Source organism: Williamsia herbipolensis (assembly GCF_036153515.1).
Taxonomy (GTDB): domain Bacteria; phylum Actinomycetota; class Actinomycetes; order Mycobacteriales; family Mycobacteriaceae; genus Williamsia_A; species Williamsia_A herbipolensis.
The window spans coordinates 4,588,337-4,606,814 of the sequence record NZ_CP108021.1; the positions used below are offsets into that span (position 1 = coordinate 4,588,337).

15 protein-coding genes are annotated in these 18,478 nt (G+C 69.9%); 4 read left to right on the top strand and 11 right to left on the bottom strand.

Annotation, left to right across the window (positions count from 1 at the left end):
* Positions 1–69: 69 nt before the first annotated feature.
* From OG579_RS21395 to OG579_RS21435, 9 genes are all read right to left on the bottom strand, one after another.
* On the bottom strand, positions 70–1,092 hold the full coding sequence (locus OG579_RS21395; protein WP_328857585.1) for an alpha/beta hydrolase: 1,023 nt from the start codon (positions 1,090–1,092) through the stop codon (positions 70–72).
* A gap of 177 nt (positions 1,093–1,269) precedes the next feature.
* Positions 1,270–1,662, bottom strand: coding sequence for a hypothetical protein (locus OG579_RS21400; RefSeq protein WP_328857586.1), 393 nt, complete (start codon positions 1,660–1,662; stop codon positions 1,270–1,272).
* 38 nt (positions 1,663–1,700) lie between these two features.
* The gene (locus OG579_RS21405; protein ID WP_328857587.1) at positions 1,701–3,497 is read right to left on the bottom strand and encodes an acetyl/propionyl/methylcrotonyl-CoA carboxylase subunit alpha; all 1,797 of its coding nucleotides are present in this window, start codon (positions 3,495–3,497) and stop codon (positions 1,701–1,703) included.
* Between the two features lie 134 nt (positions 3,498–3,631).
* A complete protein-coding gene (locus tag OG579_RS21410; protein ID WP_328857588.1) occupies positions 3,632–5,101 on the bottom strand; it encodes a condensation domain-containing protein in 1,470 nt (489 codons plus the stop codon).
* A 19-nt stretch (positions 5,102–5,120) separates the two neighbouring features.
* Positions 5,121–5,555, bottom strand: coding sequence for a SufE family protein (locus OG579_RS21415; protein WP_328857589.1), 435 nt, complete (start codon positions 5,553–5,555; stop codon positions 5,121–5,123).
* Positions 5,552–6,436, bottom strand: a complete 885-nt coding sequence (locus tag OG579_RS21420; protein WP_328857590.1) for a sulfurtransferase — start codon at positions 6,434–6,436, stop codon at positions 5,552–5,554. The genes OG579_RS21415 and OG579_RS21420 overlap by 4 nt, the downstream gene beginning before the upstream one ends.
* 90 nt (positions 6,437–6,526) lie before the next feature.
* On the bottom strand, positions 6,527–7,912 hold the full coding sequence (locus OG579_RS21425; RefSeq protein WP_328857591.1) for a condensation domain-containing protein: 1,386 nt from the start codon (positions 7,910–7,912) through the stop codon (positions 6,527–6,529).
* A complete protein-coding gene (locus OG579_RS21430) occupies positions 7,893–9,386 on the bottom strand; it encodes a condensation domain-containing protein (protein WP_328859316.1) in 1,494 nt (497 codons plus the stop codon). The genes OG579_RS21425 and OG579_RS21430 overlap by 20 nt, the downstream gene beginning before the upstream one ends.
* A gap of 10 nt (positions 9,387–9,396) precedes the next feature.
* Positions 9,397–10,908, bottom strand: coding sequence for a condensation domain-containing protein (locus OG579_RS21435; protein ID WP_328857592.1), 1,512 nt, complete (start codon positions 10,906–10,908; stop codon positions 9,397–9,399).
* Positions 10,909–11,410: 502 nt separating this feature from the next.
* Between OG579_RS21435 and OG579_RS21440 the strand changes: the two genes are divergently transcribed.
* Positions 11,411–12,397 (top strand): ATP-binding cassette domain-containing protein, encoded by a 987-nt coding sequence (locus OG579_RS21440; protein WP_328859317.1) that lies wholly within the window; start codon positions 11,411–11,413, stop codon positions 12,395–12,397.
* On the top strand, positions 12,394–13,200 hold the full coding sequence (locus OG579_RS21445; RefSeq protein WP_328857593.1) for an ABC transporter permease: 807 nt from the start codon (positions 12,394–12,396) through the stop codon (positions 13,198–13,200). The genes OG579_RS21440 and OG579_RS21445 overlap by 4 nt, the downstream gene beginning before the upstream one ends.
* A gap of 32 nt (positions 13,201–13,232) precedes the next feature.
* Here the strand turns inward: OG579_RS21445 and OG579_RS21450 are convergent, their stop codons facing one another.
* Together OG579_RS21450 and OG579_RS21455 are read right to left on the bottom strand one after the other, a co-directional pair.
* Positions 13,233–14,135, bottom strand: coding sequence for a glycosyltransferase family 2 protein (locus OG579_RS21450; protein ID WP_328857594.1), 903 nt, complete (start codon positions 14,133–14,135; stop codon positions 13,233–13,235).
* A 98-nt stretch (positions 14,136–14,233) separates the two neighbouring features.
* Positions 14,234–15,538, bottom strand: a complete 1,305-nt coding sequence (locus OG579_RS21455) for a glycosyltransferase (protein WP_328857595.1) — start codon at positions 15,536–15,538, stop codon at positions 14,234–14,236.
* Positions 15,539–15,718: 180 nt separating this feature from the next.
* Between OG579_RS21455 and OG579_RS21460 the strand changes: the two genes are divergently transcribed.
* Together OG579_RS21460 and OG579_RS21465 are read left to right on the top strand one after the other, a co-directional pair.
* A complete protein-coding gene (locus OG579_RS21460) occupies positions 15,719–17,080 on the top strand; it encodes a WS/DGAT/MGAT family O-acyltransferase (RefSeq protein ID WP_328857596.1) in 1,362 nt (453 codons plus the stop codon).
* 43 nt (positions 17,081–17,123) lie between these two features.
* Complete coding sequence (locus OG579_RS21465; protein WP_328857597.1) at positions 17,124–18,470, top strand: hypothetical protein; 1,347 nt, start codon at positions 17,124–17,126, stop codon at positions 18,468–18,470.
* The last annotated feature ends 8 nt before the right edge of the window (positions 18,471–18,478 follow it).

Here is an 18,478-nt window from a genome sequence, read left to right on the forward strand (position 1 = left end):
CACACGCACACACGACACGACCGCCGAGCCCTCGGGGCCCGGCGGTCGTGTCGTGTGTGCTGGTGTCGGTCAGGCGCCGATGGCCCGGCCGAGCTGCGGCCACGACCGGTGCAGCTCGTCCTCCCAGTAGCCCCACGAGTGGGTGCCGGTGCCCGGGAAGTGGAACGTGGCGGGGATCTTCAGCTGCGCGAGACGGGTGCGCAGCTGCTGGGTGCAGCCGTCGGTGGCGGCCTCGATCGGGCCACCGAGGATGATCTGCGAGGCGAGGTCGTTGCCCGGTCGGACCCCCGCCGGGTTCTCGTACTTGCCCGGGATGCCGCTGCCCGCCGACACGTAGAGGCTGGTCCCGCGCAGCTTCGCGGCGTTGAGCACGGCGTCGTGATCGCGCCAGCCCTGCCCGGCGTACGGGCCCCACATGTTGGTGGCGGTGGTGCCGCCGCGCGTCTCGACCACGAGGCGCACATACGCCTGGCCGAGCGGGCTCGACGTGGCCGCGCACCCGCTGTAGGAACCGACGGCCGAGAACACCCCGGGGTGTTCGATGGCGAGGTCGAGGACCGCCGACCCCGATGACGAGATGCCGGCGATGGCGTTGCGGCCGCTGGTCGCGAAGGCCTTGTCGAACACCTGCGGCAGTTCGACGCCGAGGAAGGTCGACCACTTGTTGCGGCCGAGCACCGGATCGTCGCGCTGCCAGTCGGTGTAGTAGCTGTAGGCGCCGGAGTTGGGCGTCACCACGTAGGCGTTCTTGTCGGAGAAGAACTTCACCACGTCGGTCTGTCGTTCCCAGGTGGCCGCGTCCTCGCCGCCGCCGGCACCGTTGAGGAGGTACAGCGTCGGACGGGCCACCGAGCGATCGCGGGGGAGGATCACCGACAGCGGCACGACGCGGTTCATGGCCGCCGAGCGCACCTCGATGGTCAGCTGACGGTCGTTGACCGGGGTCACCGACACCAGCGACGAGCCGTCGGCCGACGTGACGCCGGGTGCGGGCAGGTCGGCGGGTGCGGCCGACGCGGTCGACAGGGGGGCGAGCAGACCGACGGCGAGCGCGGCGGTCACCACGGCGACGCGCAGCGGCGCGGTTCGCACACGAGGAGTCCTCGAGAACACTGATGGAGCCTTTCGATCGTCACGCAGGTGCACGTGGAGGAGACATCGCGGCACGCGGGACGGGTGTCACCCCACGTCGTCGAGTCGATCGTACGATGCGCGGCCCGGTCGTGGCCCCACCGCGGTGATCACGGTATCGGGGGCGACCGGTCTCGGTCAGGTATCGGTCGATCCGCCGGGCGGGTTCGGGGTGTCGTCGACCTCGAGTCCCAGCGCCCCGGTGACGAAGCGGGTGACCACGGTGATGCCCGCGGCCAGTGCGTCGTCGCGTCCGGGACGCGCCGAGCCGCCCACCGTCGCCCGCGTGTCGTCGACCGGATCGGACCACACCGCGGCCACGAGCTCACCGGTGGTCGGTTCGCAGACCGCCCACACGAAGCGCGACTCGTCGGCCCAGGTGCGTGCGGCATCGGTCACGAACCGCGCAGGTGCGGCGTCGTCGGGCCAGTCGATGCCGGTGTCGCGCAGTGCGTACACGTCGCTGACCCGGTCGTCGTCGCGCAGCCCACGCAGATACCAGGCGCCGGCGTTGATCTCGACGGTCTCCATGGTGTCGGTCAGCCCGTCGGGCGCCGCGAGGTGTCGCGCTACTTGATCTCGAGCAGGACGGTGCCCTGGGTGACCGCCGAGCCCGGCTCGACCGACAGGCCGGTGACGACACCGTCCTTGTGGGCGGTGACCGGGTTCTCCATCTTCATCGCCTCGAGGACCACGACGAGTTCGCCGGCGGTGACCTCCTGGCCCTCGGTGACGGCGACCTTGACCACGGTGCCCTGCATCGGTGCGGCGATCGCGTCACCCGACACCGCGACGTTGCCGCCCTTGGTGCGGGTACGCGACTTGGGCTTCTTGCGGATCGCGCCACCGCCGCCGGAACCGTTGGATCCGGCCAGGGCGAGGTCACCGGGCAGTGACACCTCCACGCGACGACCGCCGACCTCGACGATCACGTTCTGACGCGGTGCGACCTCGTCGTCGTCGATCGGCTGTCCGCCGGTGTAGGGCTCGATCGGGTTGTCCCAGTCGGTCTCGATCCACTTGGTGTAGACCTCGAAACCCTCCCCGTCGCCGATGAACGCGGGGTTGGACACGATGTGGCGGTGGAACGGCAGAACGGTCGCGAGGCCCTCCACCTGGAACTCCTCGAGGGCGCGACGTGAACGCTCGAGCGCCTGATCGCGGGTCTCACCGGTGACGATGAGCTTGGCCAGCATGGAGTCGAAGCCGCCGCCGATGACATCGCCCTGCACCACACCGGAGTCGACACGTACACCCGGGCCCGTCGGCTCCTTGTACACCGCGATCGGTCCGGGGGCGGGCAGGAAGCCACGACCGGCGTCCTCACCGTTGATGCGGAACTCGAACGAGTGGCCGCGCGGGGTCGGGTCCTCGGTGATGGTGAGTTCCTCGCCCGCGGCGATGCGGAACTGCTGACGCACCAGGTCGATGCCCGAGGTCTCCTCGGTGACGGGGTGCTCGACCTGCAGGCGGGTGTTGACCTCGAGGAACGAGACCAGGCCGTCGGAGCCGACGAGGAACTCGACGGTGCCCGCACCGTAGTAGCCGGCCTCGCGGCAGATGGCCTTGGCCGAGGAGTGGATCTTGGCGCGCTGCTCATCGGTGAGGAACGGCGCGGGCGCCTCCTCGACGAGCTTCTGGAAACGCCGCTGCAGCGAGCAGTCACGGGTACCGGCGACGACGACGTTGCCGTGCTGGTCGGCGATGACCTGGGCCTCGACGTGGCGGGCCTTGTCGAGGTAGCGCTCGACGAAACACTCACCGCGACCGAACGCGGCGACGGCCTCGCGGGTGGCGGAGTCGAACAGTTCGGGGATCTCGGCGATCGTGTAGGCCACCTTCATGCCGCGGCCGCCACCACCGAACGCCGCCTTGATCGCGACGGGGACACCGTGCTCCTCGGCGAACGCGACGATCTCCGAGGCGTCCTTCACCGGGTCCTTGGTGCCCGGGGCCATCGGCGCGTTCGCCTTGAGTGCGATGTGGCGGGCGGTGACCTTGTCGCCGAGGTCGCGGATCGACTGCGGCGACGGACCGATCCAGGTGATGCCCGCGTCGATGACGGCCTGGGCGAAGTCGGCGTTCTCGGACAGGAAGCCGTACCCGGGGTGGATCGCGTCGGCACCGGACTTGCGCGCGGCGTCGAGGATCTTGTCGAACACCAGGTACGACTCGGCCGAGGTCTGACCGCCGAGTGCGAACGCCTCGTCGGCGAGCTTGACGAACAGCGCGTCGGCGTCGGGCTCGGCATAGACCGCGACGCTTCCCAGTCCCGCATCACGCGCCGCGCGGATCACGCGGACGGCGATCTCGCCCCGGTTGGCGACGAGGACTTTGCTGATCACCGAGCTGGCATGACTGGGCACTGTTTCTCCTGTTGCGTACTGAGGATCTTCGTGTCTGGGGATCTTCGTGGTGGGCGTCGTCGTCGGGGCGTCTGCAAGGCTTCCCGGCGGACCCCGAAGAGCACCCTAACGCACCGAGCGATTGATCGGTCCTGTCAGTCCACGCGTTGCGCGAAGGTGCTGCGGTCGCCGACTTCACGGACCACCCTGCCGAACTCGATGAGGAATCGGCTCACCTCGGAATGTGTGCGTCCGAGGGCGGGGAACCGCGCGGAGATGCGCACGCCCGACGGTGTCCGGTTGACCCAGATGAAGACCTCGTCGTCGGCGTAGCTGTGCGAGCGCAGGACCCGTGCCGCGCCGGCGTCGGCGGCGGCGGCGTTGGGTGCGTGGCGGGTGTCGATGAACGACACCACGAACTTGGGGTCACCGGTGTAGCCGAGCAGCTCGGCCACCCGCAGGAACGGCAGTCCAGCCGCGGTCCGGGTGGCTCGCAGCTCGCCGGTCGCGCGGGCGACGACCTGGTCGAATGCCACCAGGCCGGAGGTGTCGAGGCGTAGCGGTGTGGTCGACACGAACCACCCCAGCGACCCCAGCCAGCGTCCCTCGTCGCGGGTGTGGCGCGGGGTGATCGCGCGGAACACGCCGCCGCCGCATTCGCGGTAGGCGATGGCCAGCGCGGCCAGGATGCCTGCGAAGAGGTTCCCGCCCGCCGCCGAACACACGGCGGTGAACCGGTTGGCCTCGTCGTCGTCGAGCAGCTCCATAGTGACCGACGACTGCGGTGGCCCCGTGGCGTCGCCGGGATCCTCCGCGGTTGCCCTGCCCTCCTCCCGAGCGGCGCCCGGCGCGTCGTCCTGCGCGGGCCGGGTGTGCGACTCGCCCGAGACGTCGAAGCGCGGCATCTCGTTGCCGTTGTCGGCGAGGTAGTCCCGCCACGCCGCGACCGCGGGGTGGTCGGCGTCGGCCTCGTCGGCGACCCGTCGTTCGTGGGCGCTGAAGTCCACGTAGCTCCCGACGGGGCCGAGTCGGTCGTCGCGCCGCTCGCGGGCGGCGTGATAGAGCTCGATGAGTTCGTGCTGGGCGAGGATCAGCGAATAGCCGTCGAGCAGCGAGTGGTCGCCCGCGAAGAGCAGGGTGAAGGTCTTCTCGCGCGCCACGGTCGCGAAGAGGTATGCGGGCCACTGCAGCGGCGCGGTGGCCCGGTCGAAGGCCCCGGCGAGCTGGTCGAGCAACGGGCCGGCCTCGGTGTACCAGCCGACCCGACCCATCTTGAGCGTTACCGACCCCGGTGGCGTCGACAACCGTTGCATCCCGGTGTGTTTGACCACGACGTGGCTGCGCAACACCTCGTGACGATCGATCCACCGGGTGAGTGCGGCGCGGATCGCGGGCACCGACATCGGTTCGTCGAACTCGATGGCCAGACCCAACCACGACTCACGACCACCCTCGCGGCGGGTGCGCCAGCGGTATTCGAGGGCCGAGCGCAGGTGCAGCTCGTGGTTGTGGGAGGTGGGCCGCGGATCGGTGTGCCAGTGGGCGAACCCACCGGGGGTCTGCGCCGACCACTCGACGAGACCACCGGGTTCCACCGGCTGGTCCATCATCTGGGTGAACTTCACTCCGGCGGCGCTCCGGGACCTAGGCGGGGTCGGTCGCGGTCTGTGCGGCGACCTGGCTCTTGATGCGCGCCAGCATCCCGGCCATCCCGCGCAGACGCAGCGGGCTCACGACGGTGTCGAGATGGAGGTCGGTGTAGAAGTCGCCGGGGACCGCGACGATGTCCGACGCGGTCGCGCCGTCGAGTCCCTGGTGCAGGATCGACGCGAACCCGCGGGTGGTCGGCGCCTCGCGCGGCGCGCTGAAGTACAGCCGCACCGCGGTGGCGTCGGACGCGTCGACGGACAGGTAGACCGGCGACTGGCACTCCGGGACCGGTTCCATCGCCTCGGTCTGCAGGTGCTCGGGCAGGGCCGGCAACTCGTTCGCGAACTCCAGCAGCAGGGTGACGCGATCGGACTCGACGAGCGCGCCGAAATCGTCGACGATCTCGGCGAGCGCGGCGGGCAGCGTCACCGGGTGCCGGGTTCGGGGCCGGTCACGATCGGCGCCCGGACCGCGTTGCCCCACTCCGTCCAGGAACCGTCGTAGTTGCGGACGCGGGTGAAACCGAGCAGATGGGTGAGCACGAACCAGGTGTGCGACGAGCGTTCGCCGATGCGGCAGTAGGCGATGGTCGGCTGGTCGGGCGCGAACTCGCCGTAGATCTCCTCGAGTTCGGCGCGACCGCGGAACCGCCCGTCGGGTGCGGCGGCCTTGGCCCAGGGGATCGACACCGCCGTCGGGATGTGGCCACCGCGGAGCGCGCCCTCCTGCGGGTACTCCGGCATGTGGGTGCGTTCGCCGGTGTACTCCTGCGGCGACCGCACGTCGATCAGCGGTTCGGTGCCCAGCACGTCGCGCACCTGATCGGCGAACGCACGGATGGTGGTGTCGTCCCGCTCGACGACGGGGTAGTCCGACCGGGGCAGGTCGGGGACGTCGAAGCTGGTCTCGCGGTCCTCGGCGAACCAGGCCTGGCGGCCCCCGTCGAGCAGGCGCACGTCGGCGTGGCCGAACAGCGTGAACACCCACAGGGCGTAGGCCGCCCACCAGTTGCTCTTGTCGCCGTAGACGACGATCGTGTCGTCGCGACGGATTCCCTTGCTGCGCATGAGCTCGGCGAACTGCTCACCGTCGATGTAGTCGCGTGTGACCGGATCGTTGAGGTGCAGGTGCCAGTCGATCTTCTGCGCGGTGGGGATGTGGCCGATGTCGTAGAGCAACACGTCTTCGTCGGACTCCACCACCTTGAGGCCCTCGGTGCCGATGTGGGCGCTGAGCCATTCGGTGCTCACCAGCCGCTCGGGATGGGCGTAGGCGGCGAAGCCGGGATGGGGATCGGTGGGGACTGTCACTGCGAGGCTCCCGCGGTCTAGAAGATGATCGAGCGCTGCTTGCCCACCGAGCCTAGTGGTCACCCTCGTCGGACGTCACACGCCCGCGAGTCATGTCGCCCGGTTGGCTGTGCTCTGTCGCAGGGTTTCCGCCGCGGCATGTCGACCCACGCCGCCGAGGAACGCGTCCATCGTCGCCCGGGCGACCGCGGTGTCGGGGTAGCGGGTGCGCAGGGCGAGTCCGCTCTCGGTGCGCGAGATCCAGAACTGCGCGTCGTCGGCCGAGGTCACGTTGGAGATGTGGTGGGCGTCGAGGAGATCGTGCGCGTGGGCGCCGGGCAGCCGGCGGTAGTCGACGTAGGAGACCATGAAGATGTCGGTCCGACCGGCCCGGAGACCGCCGATCGTCTCGAGCACCCGGGGGATCGGGATCTCCCCGAGCGCGACGGCCTCGCGGACCGCCGGCCCGGCCCGGGCGATCGTCGCGGGCAGGTCGGTCTCGACGGTGATCGTGACCGGGGCGTTGGTCGTGAACCAGCCCATCGCGTTCTCCCACCGGCGGGATCGCCGGGTGTGCATCGGGAACAGCACGGGCATCTCGGAGCCGCCACCGAGATCGTGCACCGCATGGGCCATGGCGGACAGGATCCCGGCGTAGACGCTCGACCCTGACTCCGCGCACGACGCGGCGAAGGTGGCGGTGTCGCGCGGCCCGAGGAGCGTGCGGACATCCACCGCCTGGCGCGCCCGTGCACCCGGCGCGAGTCCGAGGTCGAGCGGGAACTCCGGTGGCCGGCGGTCGTGGCGGGCGAAGAACTCGACCCAGCGATCCATTCCGGGATGTCGGGAGAAGTCGCGGTCGTCGCCGGCCTCCTCGGCGCAGTAGTCGACGAAGCTGGCCGCCGGCGGCAGGACGCGGGGGTCGAACGCACCCGGTTCGGCGCGGTACCCCCCGTAGAGACGCGCCAGGTCGTCGACGACGATGGCCATCGAGTAGGCGTCGACGTGCGCGTGATCGAAGCCGCAGAGGATCGTCGAGCGATCGGCGCGGTCGATGGTCGCGAGGTGGCAACCGGGCCCGCCGAACGGTGTGCATGCGTGGCGCAGTCCCCCCCGCAGGGCATCGCGCACCGCCGACACGGTGGTCAGCGTTCTCGGTGGCGTGACGATCACCCGTAGCGCCGCGGGATCGTGCAGATGCCGGACGACACGTCCGCCGTCGCGGACGAATCCGCTGTGCAGGGTGCCGTGGCGGGCGATGAGGGCGAGGAAGGCGCGCTCGATCGCCTTGAGGTCCACGGGCCCGTCGACGTCGAAGGAGGCCGCGAGCCAGGTGCTCTCCCCGGCCGGATCGGCGGCCGCGGAGGCCAGGTGGTGGCTCTGGTTGAACGACGGTGGGATCGCCGACGCCACACCGGTGCTCGCGCTCGCGTCGACCGCCCACTGCACGACGGTGCCCGGAGCCGGCGCGAATCGGTCAATCGTGGTGACGCGCAAGCGACGACCTCTTCACACCGGCGTCGCCGACGGCGCCGATCACGTGGTCGCCGGTCGACACGATGTCGGCGAAGATCTCCCGGATGCGGCGGTGGTGGGCGGCGAGCACCGTCGCCGCGCGCGGCGTGTCGGGGATCTGTGATCCCAGGTAGAGGCTGCGATCGTCACGGTTGAACCACATCGAGGCATTCGCCGTCCGACCCTCCCCGGTCGATTGCATCCCGCGGTCGTAGGCCGGTGTGCCCGCCATCGGGAACCGACGGAAGTCGATGTAGGACAACAGCTGTGGCGTGACGAGAACCCGTTCGGGTGCGGTCCCGGCGGCGAGCAGTGCACCGATCACCGTCGGCACCGGGACCTCGGAGCACGCGGCGCCGCGTTCGCAGGCGGACTGTGCCGTGCCGACGAGGTCGGTGAAGGTCCGCGCGGTGTCGACGCCGAAGGCGACGGGTGCGAATCGGCAGAACCAGCCCTGGGTCAGTGTGACGTCGGCGAGGGCGCGGTCGGCGAGGGCGGTGATCGTGAAGTAGTCGTCGACCCCGGCGAGTTCGCGATCGACGATCGCGAGCACCGCGGTGATGCCGCCGATCATCCGCGCCCCGTGTGCACGGCAGATCGCCTCGAACTCGGCGGCACCGGCCGCGTCGAGGACGTCGAACTTCACGGGCTTCACCGGTGCGCTCTCCCCGTCGGCCAGGCCGAGATCGATGGGGAACCGGGGCATCCCGCCTCCGGTGGGCGCGGCCGCCGAACACCACGCCTGCACCTCGGGGGACTCGGGTGTGAACCGTGCGGCACGTTCCCGCTCGGCGACGGCATACGCGAGCGCCGATCCGGTCGGGGCGTCGGTGAACGGGCCGACGTCGGTCCCGTCGCGTTCGGAGTAGTAGAGGTCGGCCACCTCGGCCAGCGCCAACGCCTGCGACACACCGTCGCTCAGGGCGTGGTCGCACCCGATGTACACCGTGAAATCGTGTGGTCGCACGACGACCCCGACGGAGAATCCGGGCCAGTGCAGGGCGTTCGCCTCGCGCGCGAACCGGGCGGTCACGTGGTCGCGGAAGCGGTTCGAGTCCACCGCCCCGGTCAGGTATCCGTAGTCGTCGACCTCGCCCACACGCTCGACACGGAAGTCGACGTCGTCCGCATCGACGAGATGGCGGGTGACCACACCGTCGGAGATGTCGAACCAGCATCGCAGCCCGTCGTGGCGGGTGGTGAAGCGCCGCAGCGCACCGACGAGGGCTGCTGCGTCGAAGTCGCCGTCGACCTCGGTGGTGGCCGTGAGGTAGGCGCAGTGCCGGTCGCCGCGGTCGGCGGCGGCACGTGTCCCGCGCAGATGGTTCTCCTGCAGGAACGACGCCGGCGCCGGATGTGCCTGCGCGGCAGCGGCAGCCGCGCGCGATTCCTCGGTGGCGAGCACCTCCATCACCGTCCCTCGCCCGGGGTTCCAGTGGGCGAGCATGTCGATCATCACCGGGTCATCACCCCGCGGCCGAGACGTCGGTGGCACCGACGGTGTCGTGGCGGGCACGGCGTCCGACGGGAAGTGCGAGCACGGCGTTGAGTCGGTGCAGGAAGCCGTGCACGCTCTCCGTCGCCACCCGGTTGCCGGGGAACCGCGCCGACACCGAGATGCCCTTGGGAGAGCGGACGATCCACAGGTACACCTCGTCGTCGGAGTCCGCGGACCCCCGGAGTGTGCGTGCCCCCCACCGCGACCAGTGCGACGATTCCGGGACGTACCTCGCGTCGATGTAGGACACGACGAACCGGGGCGTCGCGTCGATGCCGGTGATCTCGGCGACGCGGGGGAACGGGAACTGCGCCAACGACTTGCGGTCGGCGATGGCGGCTCCGGTGGTCGCGAGGCATTCCTCCAGTGTCTGCGCGCCGGCGAGGTCGATCTCGATCGGGACGACGCCGACGAACCATCCGATCGACGACGAGTACCGGGTGTCGCTGCGGGTGTGCATGGGCATGGCGAACCGGATCGACTCCTGACCCGACAGCGAGCGCACGGCCACCGCGAGCGCCGCCATCACCGCGGTCTGCATCGAGTGGCCGGATGCGCGCGCCCACCGGTTGATGTCGTCGGCTTGCTCCGCCGACAGCACCCACGACGACATCCCGCTCTGATTCCGACGCCGGGTGGGGGCGCATGCGGTGACGGGGTCGTCGGTCACCGGCAACGGGAAGCCCGGGAACCGGTTGCCCTCGCGCGACAGGAACGCCTCCCACGTCCGTACGGCGTCGTGTCGATCGTGGAGATCCTCACCACGTCTGCGGTCCTGCTCGCTGAAGTCGACGTGACTTCCGACCTCGGCGGGCCGCTTCGGCGTCCCGGCCAGTTCGGCGGCATACAGTCCCTGGATCTCACCGATCGCCAACAACATCGAGTAGGCGTCCATCACCGAGTGGTCAGCGCCGAACACCAGGAGGAACTCGTCGTCACCGATCTCGGGGAGGTCGTCGAGATGGTCGGCGCCGGTGTCGGCGTCGGCGGGGGTGATGGTCGCGAGAACGCAGTGCGGCCAGTGCAGCGGCGACAACGTCTCGAACCGTCCGAGCAGGTGGTGGTGGACCTCGGTGCCGCTGGACAGCGTGCCGACGGACGTCTCGGTCACCTCGACATCGAGGTCGGTGCCACGTCGACGCAATACCGGGCCGTCGTCGTCGAGAGACCGTTCCACCGTCGTGCGGAACACCTCGTGGGTGCGCATCCAGGTCGTCAGCGCCCGTCCCAGTGCGGCCCGATCGTGGCGGTGGGGGACGACGAACACCGCTCCGAGCCACGACCCGGGGTGGCCCTCGTCGTCGCTGCGCGCGCTGCGGGCGATGCTGCCGCGGGTGCAGTACTCCTCGTGGAGATAGCTGAGCGGCCTCGGATCGTCGCTCCAGGTGCGGTCGGCGCACTCGCGGCCGATCAGTCGCGGGATCCACTCGGTCACCTCACCCGCGGGGAGGGGGTAGTCGGCCAGTTCGGTGAATTCCACTGTCACCTCTCGGTATTCGCGATGTGCGACGTGGGCGGGGGTTGGTTCGACACACTCGCGCGTCGTCGGGCGAAAGGGCCCCGTGGTGCCGCTGCGGGCGACCCGGGGAGTCGATGGGGCAAGTCTAGGGCGGCCCGCGGAGATTGTTCACTCGAGTAACCAGTGTGCTTGCTCACTGGCCGCGGTCGTGATGACGGGCACCACGCCGAGAGGTGCACTGCTCGCCAAAAGCCCAGCATCGCAGGGGTATTTGAGATCTCGGATGGGCGGTACGCACGTACCATATATGTCCGGGGTGTTACACGGCCGTGAAATCGATTCGATCACTGCGGTTTTGACGCGCCCGCGCGATCGGTGCCCGCTGCGGAGGCCGTCGACGGATGCCGTGCCCTGGATAGACTCCCACCAACACGCCACCGGAGGTCGACCGAACCCGCGGGCTCGTCGACGTGGACAGGGAGGGGACATCGTGAGCGATGTCGATGTCGCAGCCATCGAGACGATGGGACTGGGAAAGCGTTTCGGCGGCAAGGTGGCCGTCTCCGGTGTCGATCTCACGGTCCCGCCCGGATCGGTGTACGCGGTGCTCGGTCCGAACGGTGCCGGCAAGACGACGTTGGTCCGGATGCTCGCGACACTGCTCCGTCCCGACGTCGGCTCGGCGCGGATATTCGGTCACGACGTGGTCGCGCACGCGACCGAGGTCCGTTCGTTGATCGGTCTCACGGGTCAATACGCCTCGGTGGACGAGGATCTCACCGCCATGGAGAACCTGATGATCTTCGCCCGCCTCCTGGGTCGCTCACGGGCCGACGCCAGGGTGCGTTCTGCCGAACTGCTCGAGTCCTTCGCGTTGACCGAGTCGGCCTCGACCATCGTGAAGACCTTCTCCGGTGGCATGCGACGCCGACTCGATCTCGCGGCCAGCCTGGTGTCGCGTCCACCGTTGATCTTCCTCGACGAACCGACCACCGGGCTCGATCCGCGTACCCGCGTGCAGATGTGGGAGACGGTCCGGTCGCTCGTCGACGACGGCGCGACCGTCCTGCTGACGACGCAGTATCTCGAGGAGGCCGACCAGCTGGCCGACCGGATCGCGGTCATCGACCGGGGGACGATGGTCGCCGAGGGAACCGCCGACGAACTGAAGTCCTCGGTCGGTTCGTCGAGCCTGCTGCTGACCCTCACCGATCCGGGGGACCACGCGGTGGCGGCCGGGGTGATCGGTCGGCACACGTCGACCATCGTGACCGCGGGCGAGGCGCAGCCGGGCCGGGGCTCCGGCAACCGTGTGATGACCCTGTCGGTCCCGATCGACGACACCGCCCTGGTCGGCACCATCCTCGTGGCGCTGAGCGCCGCCGGGGTCGAGGTGGCCGAGATGTCGGTCGCCCGTCCCAGTCTCGACGACGTCTTCTTCGCACTCACCGCGCGGCCGGACCGTCCCGCCGCGCCGGATTCCATCGACACCGAGGAGGACGCGGCATGAGCGTCGACACCACCAGCGCCGTGGCCGTTCCCATCGCCGTGCGGGTGTCCCTCGCCGACGCGGTGTCGCAGTCGTTGACGATGGCGGCGCGGGGGCTGCTGCGCATCAAACACAACCCGCAGTTGCTGTTCGACGTCATCATCCTGCCGATCGTGTTCACCGTGATGTTCTCGTCGATCTTCGGAGGCGCCATCGCCGGCGACGTCGTCGGCTATCTCCCGATCCTGATCCCTGGCGTGCTGGTGCAGGTGGTGCTCGCCGCGTCGGTGACCACCGGGGTCCAGCTGCGCGAGGACATGGACAAAGGGGTGTTCGACCGGTTCACCTCGCTGCCGATCGCACGGATCGCGCCGTTGGCCGGGTCGCTGCTGTCGGACATGGTGCGGTACGTCGTGGGCACGACCATCACGATCATCGTCGGACTGATCATGGGTTACCGTCCCGCCAGCGTGATCGGGACGATCGGCGCCTGCCTGCTCGTCGTGGTCGTCGCCTTCGCGCTGAGCTGGGTGTTCGCCCTCATGGGGGTGTTGATGGACAAGGCGTCGACCGTGCAGGGGGTGTCGATGTTGGTTCTCATGCCACTGACCTTCATGTCGAACGCCCTCGTGCCGGTGACGACCATGCCCGGATGGATGCAGGCCTTCGCCCACGTCAACCCCGTCTCGCATCTGGTGTCGGCGGTGCGTCAGATGACCGACGGGCGTTTCGGCGCCGAGATCGCATGGTCGCTGCTCGGTGCGGCGTGCGTTCTCGCGGTCGTCGCACCGTTGACGCTCCGGGTCTACATGCGACGTGCCTGACGCCCCATGGTCGCCGGCGTTGTCGCCTGCGATCAGGGGACGACGCGATCCACTCTGCGCCGCAGCAGGTTTCGTGCCGAGAAACCGCGGGCCTCGGGATCCCAGCTGCGGATCAGCAGAAGACGAGCCACGTGGACCGCGGTGACCCAGGGGATGTAGAGGATCCATGCGCCCACCCCGAGCGCGTACCGGCGGTGCAGGAACAGGGTGCGGGGGAGGAAGCTCATGTAGCGGACGAACGAGAAGACCCCGGTCTCCATCCGCCGCGGTGAGACGCCCACCCCGAGATGCGGGAGGAATGCGTTGCGCCCGCCGATCTCGCCGACGCAGAGCCCGGTGTCCACGTCCTCGAAGATGTCGCGGCGCATGCTGACCGCGTCGCGGACCGCCAGCCAGGTGGAGCGGCGCAGCACCATGTTCGAGCCGTAGAGCACCATGACGGGTCGGACGTCGGCGGCCGAGGCGTCGGGCCGAGAGGTGAAGGGCACGAACCGCAGTCGCCTCTTCACCCCGGCCATCGCGTCGCCGTACGGGAGTCCGTAGGCCTCGCCCCGCCCACACAGCGCGGCCCACTCGTGGTCGGTGTCCGCCTCGAGGAAGTCGAGGATGTCGCGCGCCCAGGTCGGCCCGACCAGGGTGTCGGAGTCGATGCGCGCGATCGCGTCTCCGGTGGCGGCGTCGAGCCCAGCGTTGCGGGCGAACACGAGACCCTGTCGCGACTCGGTGATCATCCGCACCTGAGGGTAGCGATCGACGTACGTCGCGACGATGTCCGCGGTCTTGTCCCGAGAATTGTTGTCCACCACGACGATGTCGGCGATCTGATCGATCTGTGCGACCAGGCGGTCGAGGCAATCGGCGACGACATCCTCCTCGTCGAACGTCGGGATGACCACCGACAGGGCGAGCCCCGATGGATGCGCTGCCTCCGACACGTCGTGTCCCCTCTGGTCGACGAAAGGTGCTGTCCGATCACGACACTAGGTGATCCGACCTGGTACGGCCGGGTGAGCGCCACCCAAGGTGGCGACCATCACTGATGCTGTGCGACGGTCGATTCCACCACCGCTGCGGCACCGTTGGCGGCAGCGTCGGCGGGGACGAGGCGGCGACGCAGTGCCGCGGCCGCGTCCCTGGTCGACGGGGTGTCCACACGCGCGATCGCATCCCGCAGGGTCTCCGCGGAGACCGTCGCCTGGGAGAAGGCGGTACCCACGCCGAGACGGGTCACCGCCCGACCCCAGAGCGGTTGATCGGCGCCGAGCCAGCAGATCACGGTCGGCAGTCCCGATCGCAGCGCTGCCGCGGTCGAACCCGCACCTCCGTGATGGACCGCGACCGCGCAGCGTGGCAGCACCGTGGCGTGATCGACCGTGCGCACGACCCTGATCCGATCTCCGGAGTCGACCAGCCGTTGTCGCACATCCGGATCGAGCGACTCGGGCCGGAGGAAATCACTCCACCCGGTGGCGACGAGCACACGGTGCCCGGCCGTGCCGTCCAACACCGCGGCGGCGAGTCGGTGCGGATCGACCGCGCTCATGCTGCCGAACCCGATGTACACCGGTGCGGGCCCCGCATCGAGCCAGTCGTCGAGGTCGTCGGTGTCGTGTGCATCGCCGATCATCGCGCGGGTGGCGGGGTCGAGATCGAGGAAGCCGACGAGTGGGCGTCGTTGTCCCCATTCGCGTCCCAGGTCGGCGAACATCGCGGGATCGTAGGCCTGGACCTCGGGAACCCCCTGTGCCACGATCCGTCGGGCGGTCGGGCCGTGGGCGGTCGGCAGACCCAGTTCTGCGCGCAGACGGTTCTCACCGCCCCGGCCCGCCCACCACAACGCCTGCTCGATCAGCCACCATGACGCACGTGTGGACCGCGGACCGAGGTGTCGGCCCCACGGCGCCACGAGCGCGACCGACCGGTTCGACCGCATGGGGCACAGGTGGATCGGCAGATAGGGCACACCGAGCGCCTCGGAGACGTTGAGCACCCGTTCCTGTCCGACGCTGCCTCCCACGATCGCGTCGGTGCCGGCAGCCAGGTCCATCAGGTCGGCCTGGGCGGCGAGTCCGCCCTGCAACGCCAGTTCGGCGATCGCCCGACCACGGCGCACCGGGTTGCGCGACCTGCTGTGCGACACCACGAGATCGGAGGCGAGCAGTTCGCCGGTGTCGGGTCCGCACGCCCGGGCGTCGAGCCCCGACCGGGCGGCGAACTCCACGAGGTTCGGTGGGACGGCCAGCACGACCGAATGACCGCGGTCGGCGAGCGTCCTGCCCAGCGCAACGCCCGGTTGCACGTCACCACGACTCCCGTGGAACGCCAGGACGAGCTGCATGAACCGACCACCCCCGCCCGGCAATCCGGCTCTCGGATCGCCGAGTCCGACGGTAATCACAGATCTCGTCCAGGGCAGCGCGAGACCTCGTGCTCCGGCGTGTCCTGCGGGCGGCTCTCGGCGGCATTACCGTTCGCAGACGACACGGGCCGCTCGGACGAGTGGCTCGGGAAGGTGGGCGTGAGACGTCTTCACGGGCAGGACTTCACGTACTGGTTCATGCACCGGGCGTTCGGATGGTCGGTGGTGTTGCAGCTGGTCTGGACGTTCCCGTGCGCGGTGTCCCGCGGCGATCTGGACGCGGTGAACGCGGCGTTGGGCGCCGGTCCCCTCAACCGGCGGGTCACCCGCGCGTCGGTGATGACCGCACGTCCGCGGTGGGGACACGCACCTGCGGTACCCGACGTGATCTGTGACACCCGCCCCATCGCGAACGATGGCGTCGAGGCTTGGGCCGCAGAGGAACTCGACACCGTCCCCCTCGACCCCGAGCACGGTGCCACCTATCGACTGCGGGCGGTCCCGACCGAGGACGGCGGTTGCGTGGTGTCGCTGACCGCGCTGCACCTCGTCACCGACGGCAAGGGTCTCGTGACCGCGGCCGCCGACGCCCTGGCCGGGCGCGCCACACCCGACACCCTCGGGATCGACCCGGGACCGTCGCCCCGAACGGTCGTCGCCGACACGGGGGACGCCGTCGCCGGCGTCGTGTCCGCCGGAACGGGGATCGCGACCGCGGCAGGCGCTCTCATCCGCACTGCGGTGACCGGGCGATCACGGCGCGCGCTCCCCGTGACCGGTGCGGAGCCGTCTCGTCGTCGCCGACCCCGGACGCCGATCCGGGACCGGTCGCCCCGGGCGCAGACGACCTGGGCGATCGTCTCGGTCCCGGCGGCCGAGTTCGCCGCCGTGGCACAGCGCCACGGCGGGACCGTGAACACGCTCTTCATCGCCCTGATCACCGGAGCATTGCGATCGGCGTCGCCGACCGGACCCGGCGAGCACCTCAAGGTGGGGATCCCGGTCGATCAGCGGGGGATCGACGACGACCGCGCGAACGCGACGGCGGGGGTGTCGGTGCTCGTGCCCGGGTCCCTGCGCGCGGGAGATGATCTCGGGTCGCTACGGCAGGACTGCAAACACGCTTACTCCGCACTGACCGCCGGCGAGCGGGCGATGATCGTGCATCTGCAGCCGGCGCTGCGGCTGCTGCCCCTGTCGGTGGTGGTGGCGGCCGTCACCTCCGGGGACGGCATGCCCGACGTGATGACCTCGAACATCGGGTCCTATCCCGGCGACGTTGCGACACTTGCGGGAATGCAGGCCACCGGCATGGCTTTTCGCGGCGATGCGATCGGTGTCGACCCGGGTGGGCCCCACCGCTTCGGCGACGGCCTGCAGGCCTGGCTGCTGCAGGCCGGTGACACCGTGACGATCTCCGTCGCGGCCTTCGACGAGTCCGCCTTCGCCGACGGCGCCGCGCTCCGGTCGGGGTTGGCGGCCGAACTCGACAGGTGGGGTGTCCTACATCGCATCTGGTGAGCTCGCGCTGCGGTGCTACGCAGCAGCAACTACCGTGATCCCGATGGATCGAGTGACCGGTAACGACGAGTCGTATCTGTTGGCGGAGCAGCTCTTCGGGCTCTCGGCGCCGATCCAGTTCTGCTGGGTGCTGCCGCACGAACCCGGTCCACGTGCCCTCGCCGACCTGCACGCCGAGTTGTGTCGTGGACCGTTGTCGCGCAAAGTCGTTCGATCCAAGGTGCCGTTCGCCCGCGATCGATGGGTGCGCAGCGAACGCCCCGCAGACGTGATCGTGTCGAGCGAGGCGATCGACGACGCCGACGTGGCCGGGTGGTTCGACTCGCGGGTGCGGTCGGTGCGCCTCGACCCGGCGGGTGGTCGCGGTTGGGAACTCGAGGCCGTCGCGCTGCGATCGGGGCGCATGGCGGTCTCACTGTTGGTGTCGCACATGGTCTCCGATGGCCAGGGGGTGTACCGAGCCCTCGATGCCGCGGCCGCGTCCGCCTCGCACACCACGCTCGCATCCGAGTCGGCGGTCCGTGGGATCGGCGGTCTCCGCGCCGACGCGGTCGATGCGGTGGTCCAGATCGGCGCCGCCGCACGGTCACTCGGCCTGTTGCTCGCCGCGACACCGCGGGCCCTGCTGGTCTCCCGGCGATCCCCGTCACGTCCACGTCCGCCGAGGCCGACGGCGAACACCCCGGTGTCGTCGGAGGACGCTCCCGAACCCACGCTGGCCTTCTACGACCTCGACCGTGACCGATGGCGTTCTCGCGCAGGGGAGCTGGGGGGCACGTCGAACAGTCTGTTCACCGGGTTGATCAGCGGTCTGGCGCACCGGGCGGGTGTCGCCGCCGACACCGGGGACATGCGTGTGTGCATGGCGGTGAGCACACGGGAGGGCGAGGAGGACCTGCGTGCGAACGCCTCGGGCGGCGTGTGGATCACGGTCCCGACGCCGACGTCCGCGTCGACCGGCCTCTCGGCGATCCGCGCTGCGAGCAAGCAGGCCTTCGCCGACTACGCCGCCACCGGTGACAGGCAGGCCGCCGACAACCTGCAACCAGTGGTGCGGCTCCTCCCACGGCGACTCATCGCGACGATGATGCGGTCGATCCCGGGCCCCGACACCACGGTGTCCAATCTGGGCGCCGTGCCGGAGTCGGCCCTGCGGATCGGCGACGTCACCGCCGAGTCGTTCTCCATCCGGGCGCTGATGCAGGGCCAGACGCCGGAGATGCGTCGGATGACGGGTCCGGCGCTGGCGGCGTGGGCGGTGGAGTACGGGTCGACGGTCACCATCGCGTTCTTCGGGATCAGTCCCGACCACTTCGGTGACGCCGACGCCCTGCACGACGACATCCGGGCCGAACTGGAGTCCTGGGAACTCGCCTACTCGGCGTGGTGAGGCCGGTG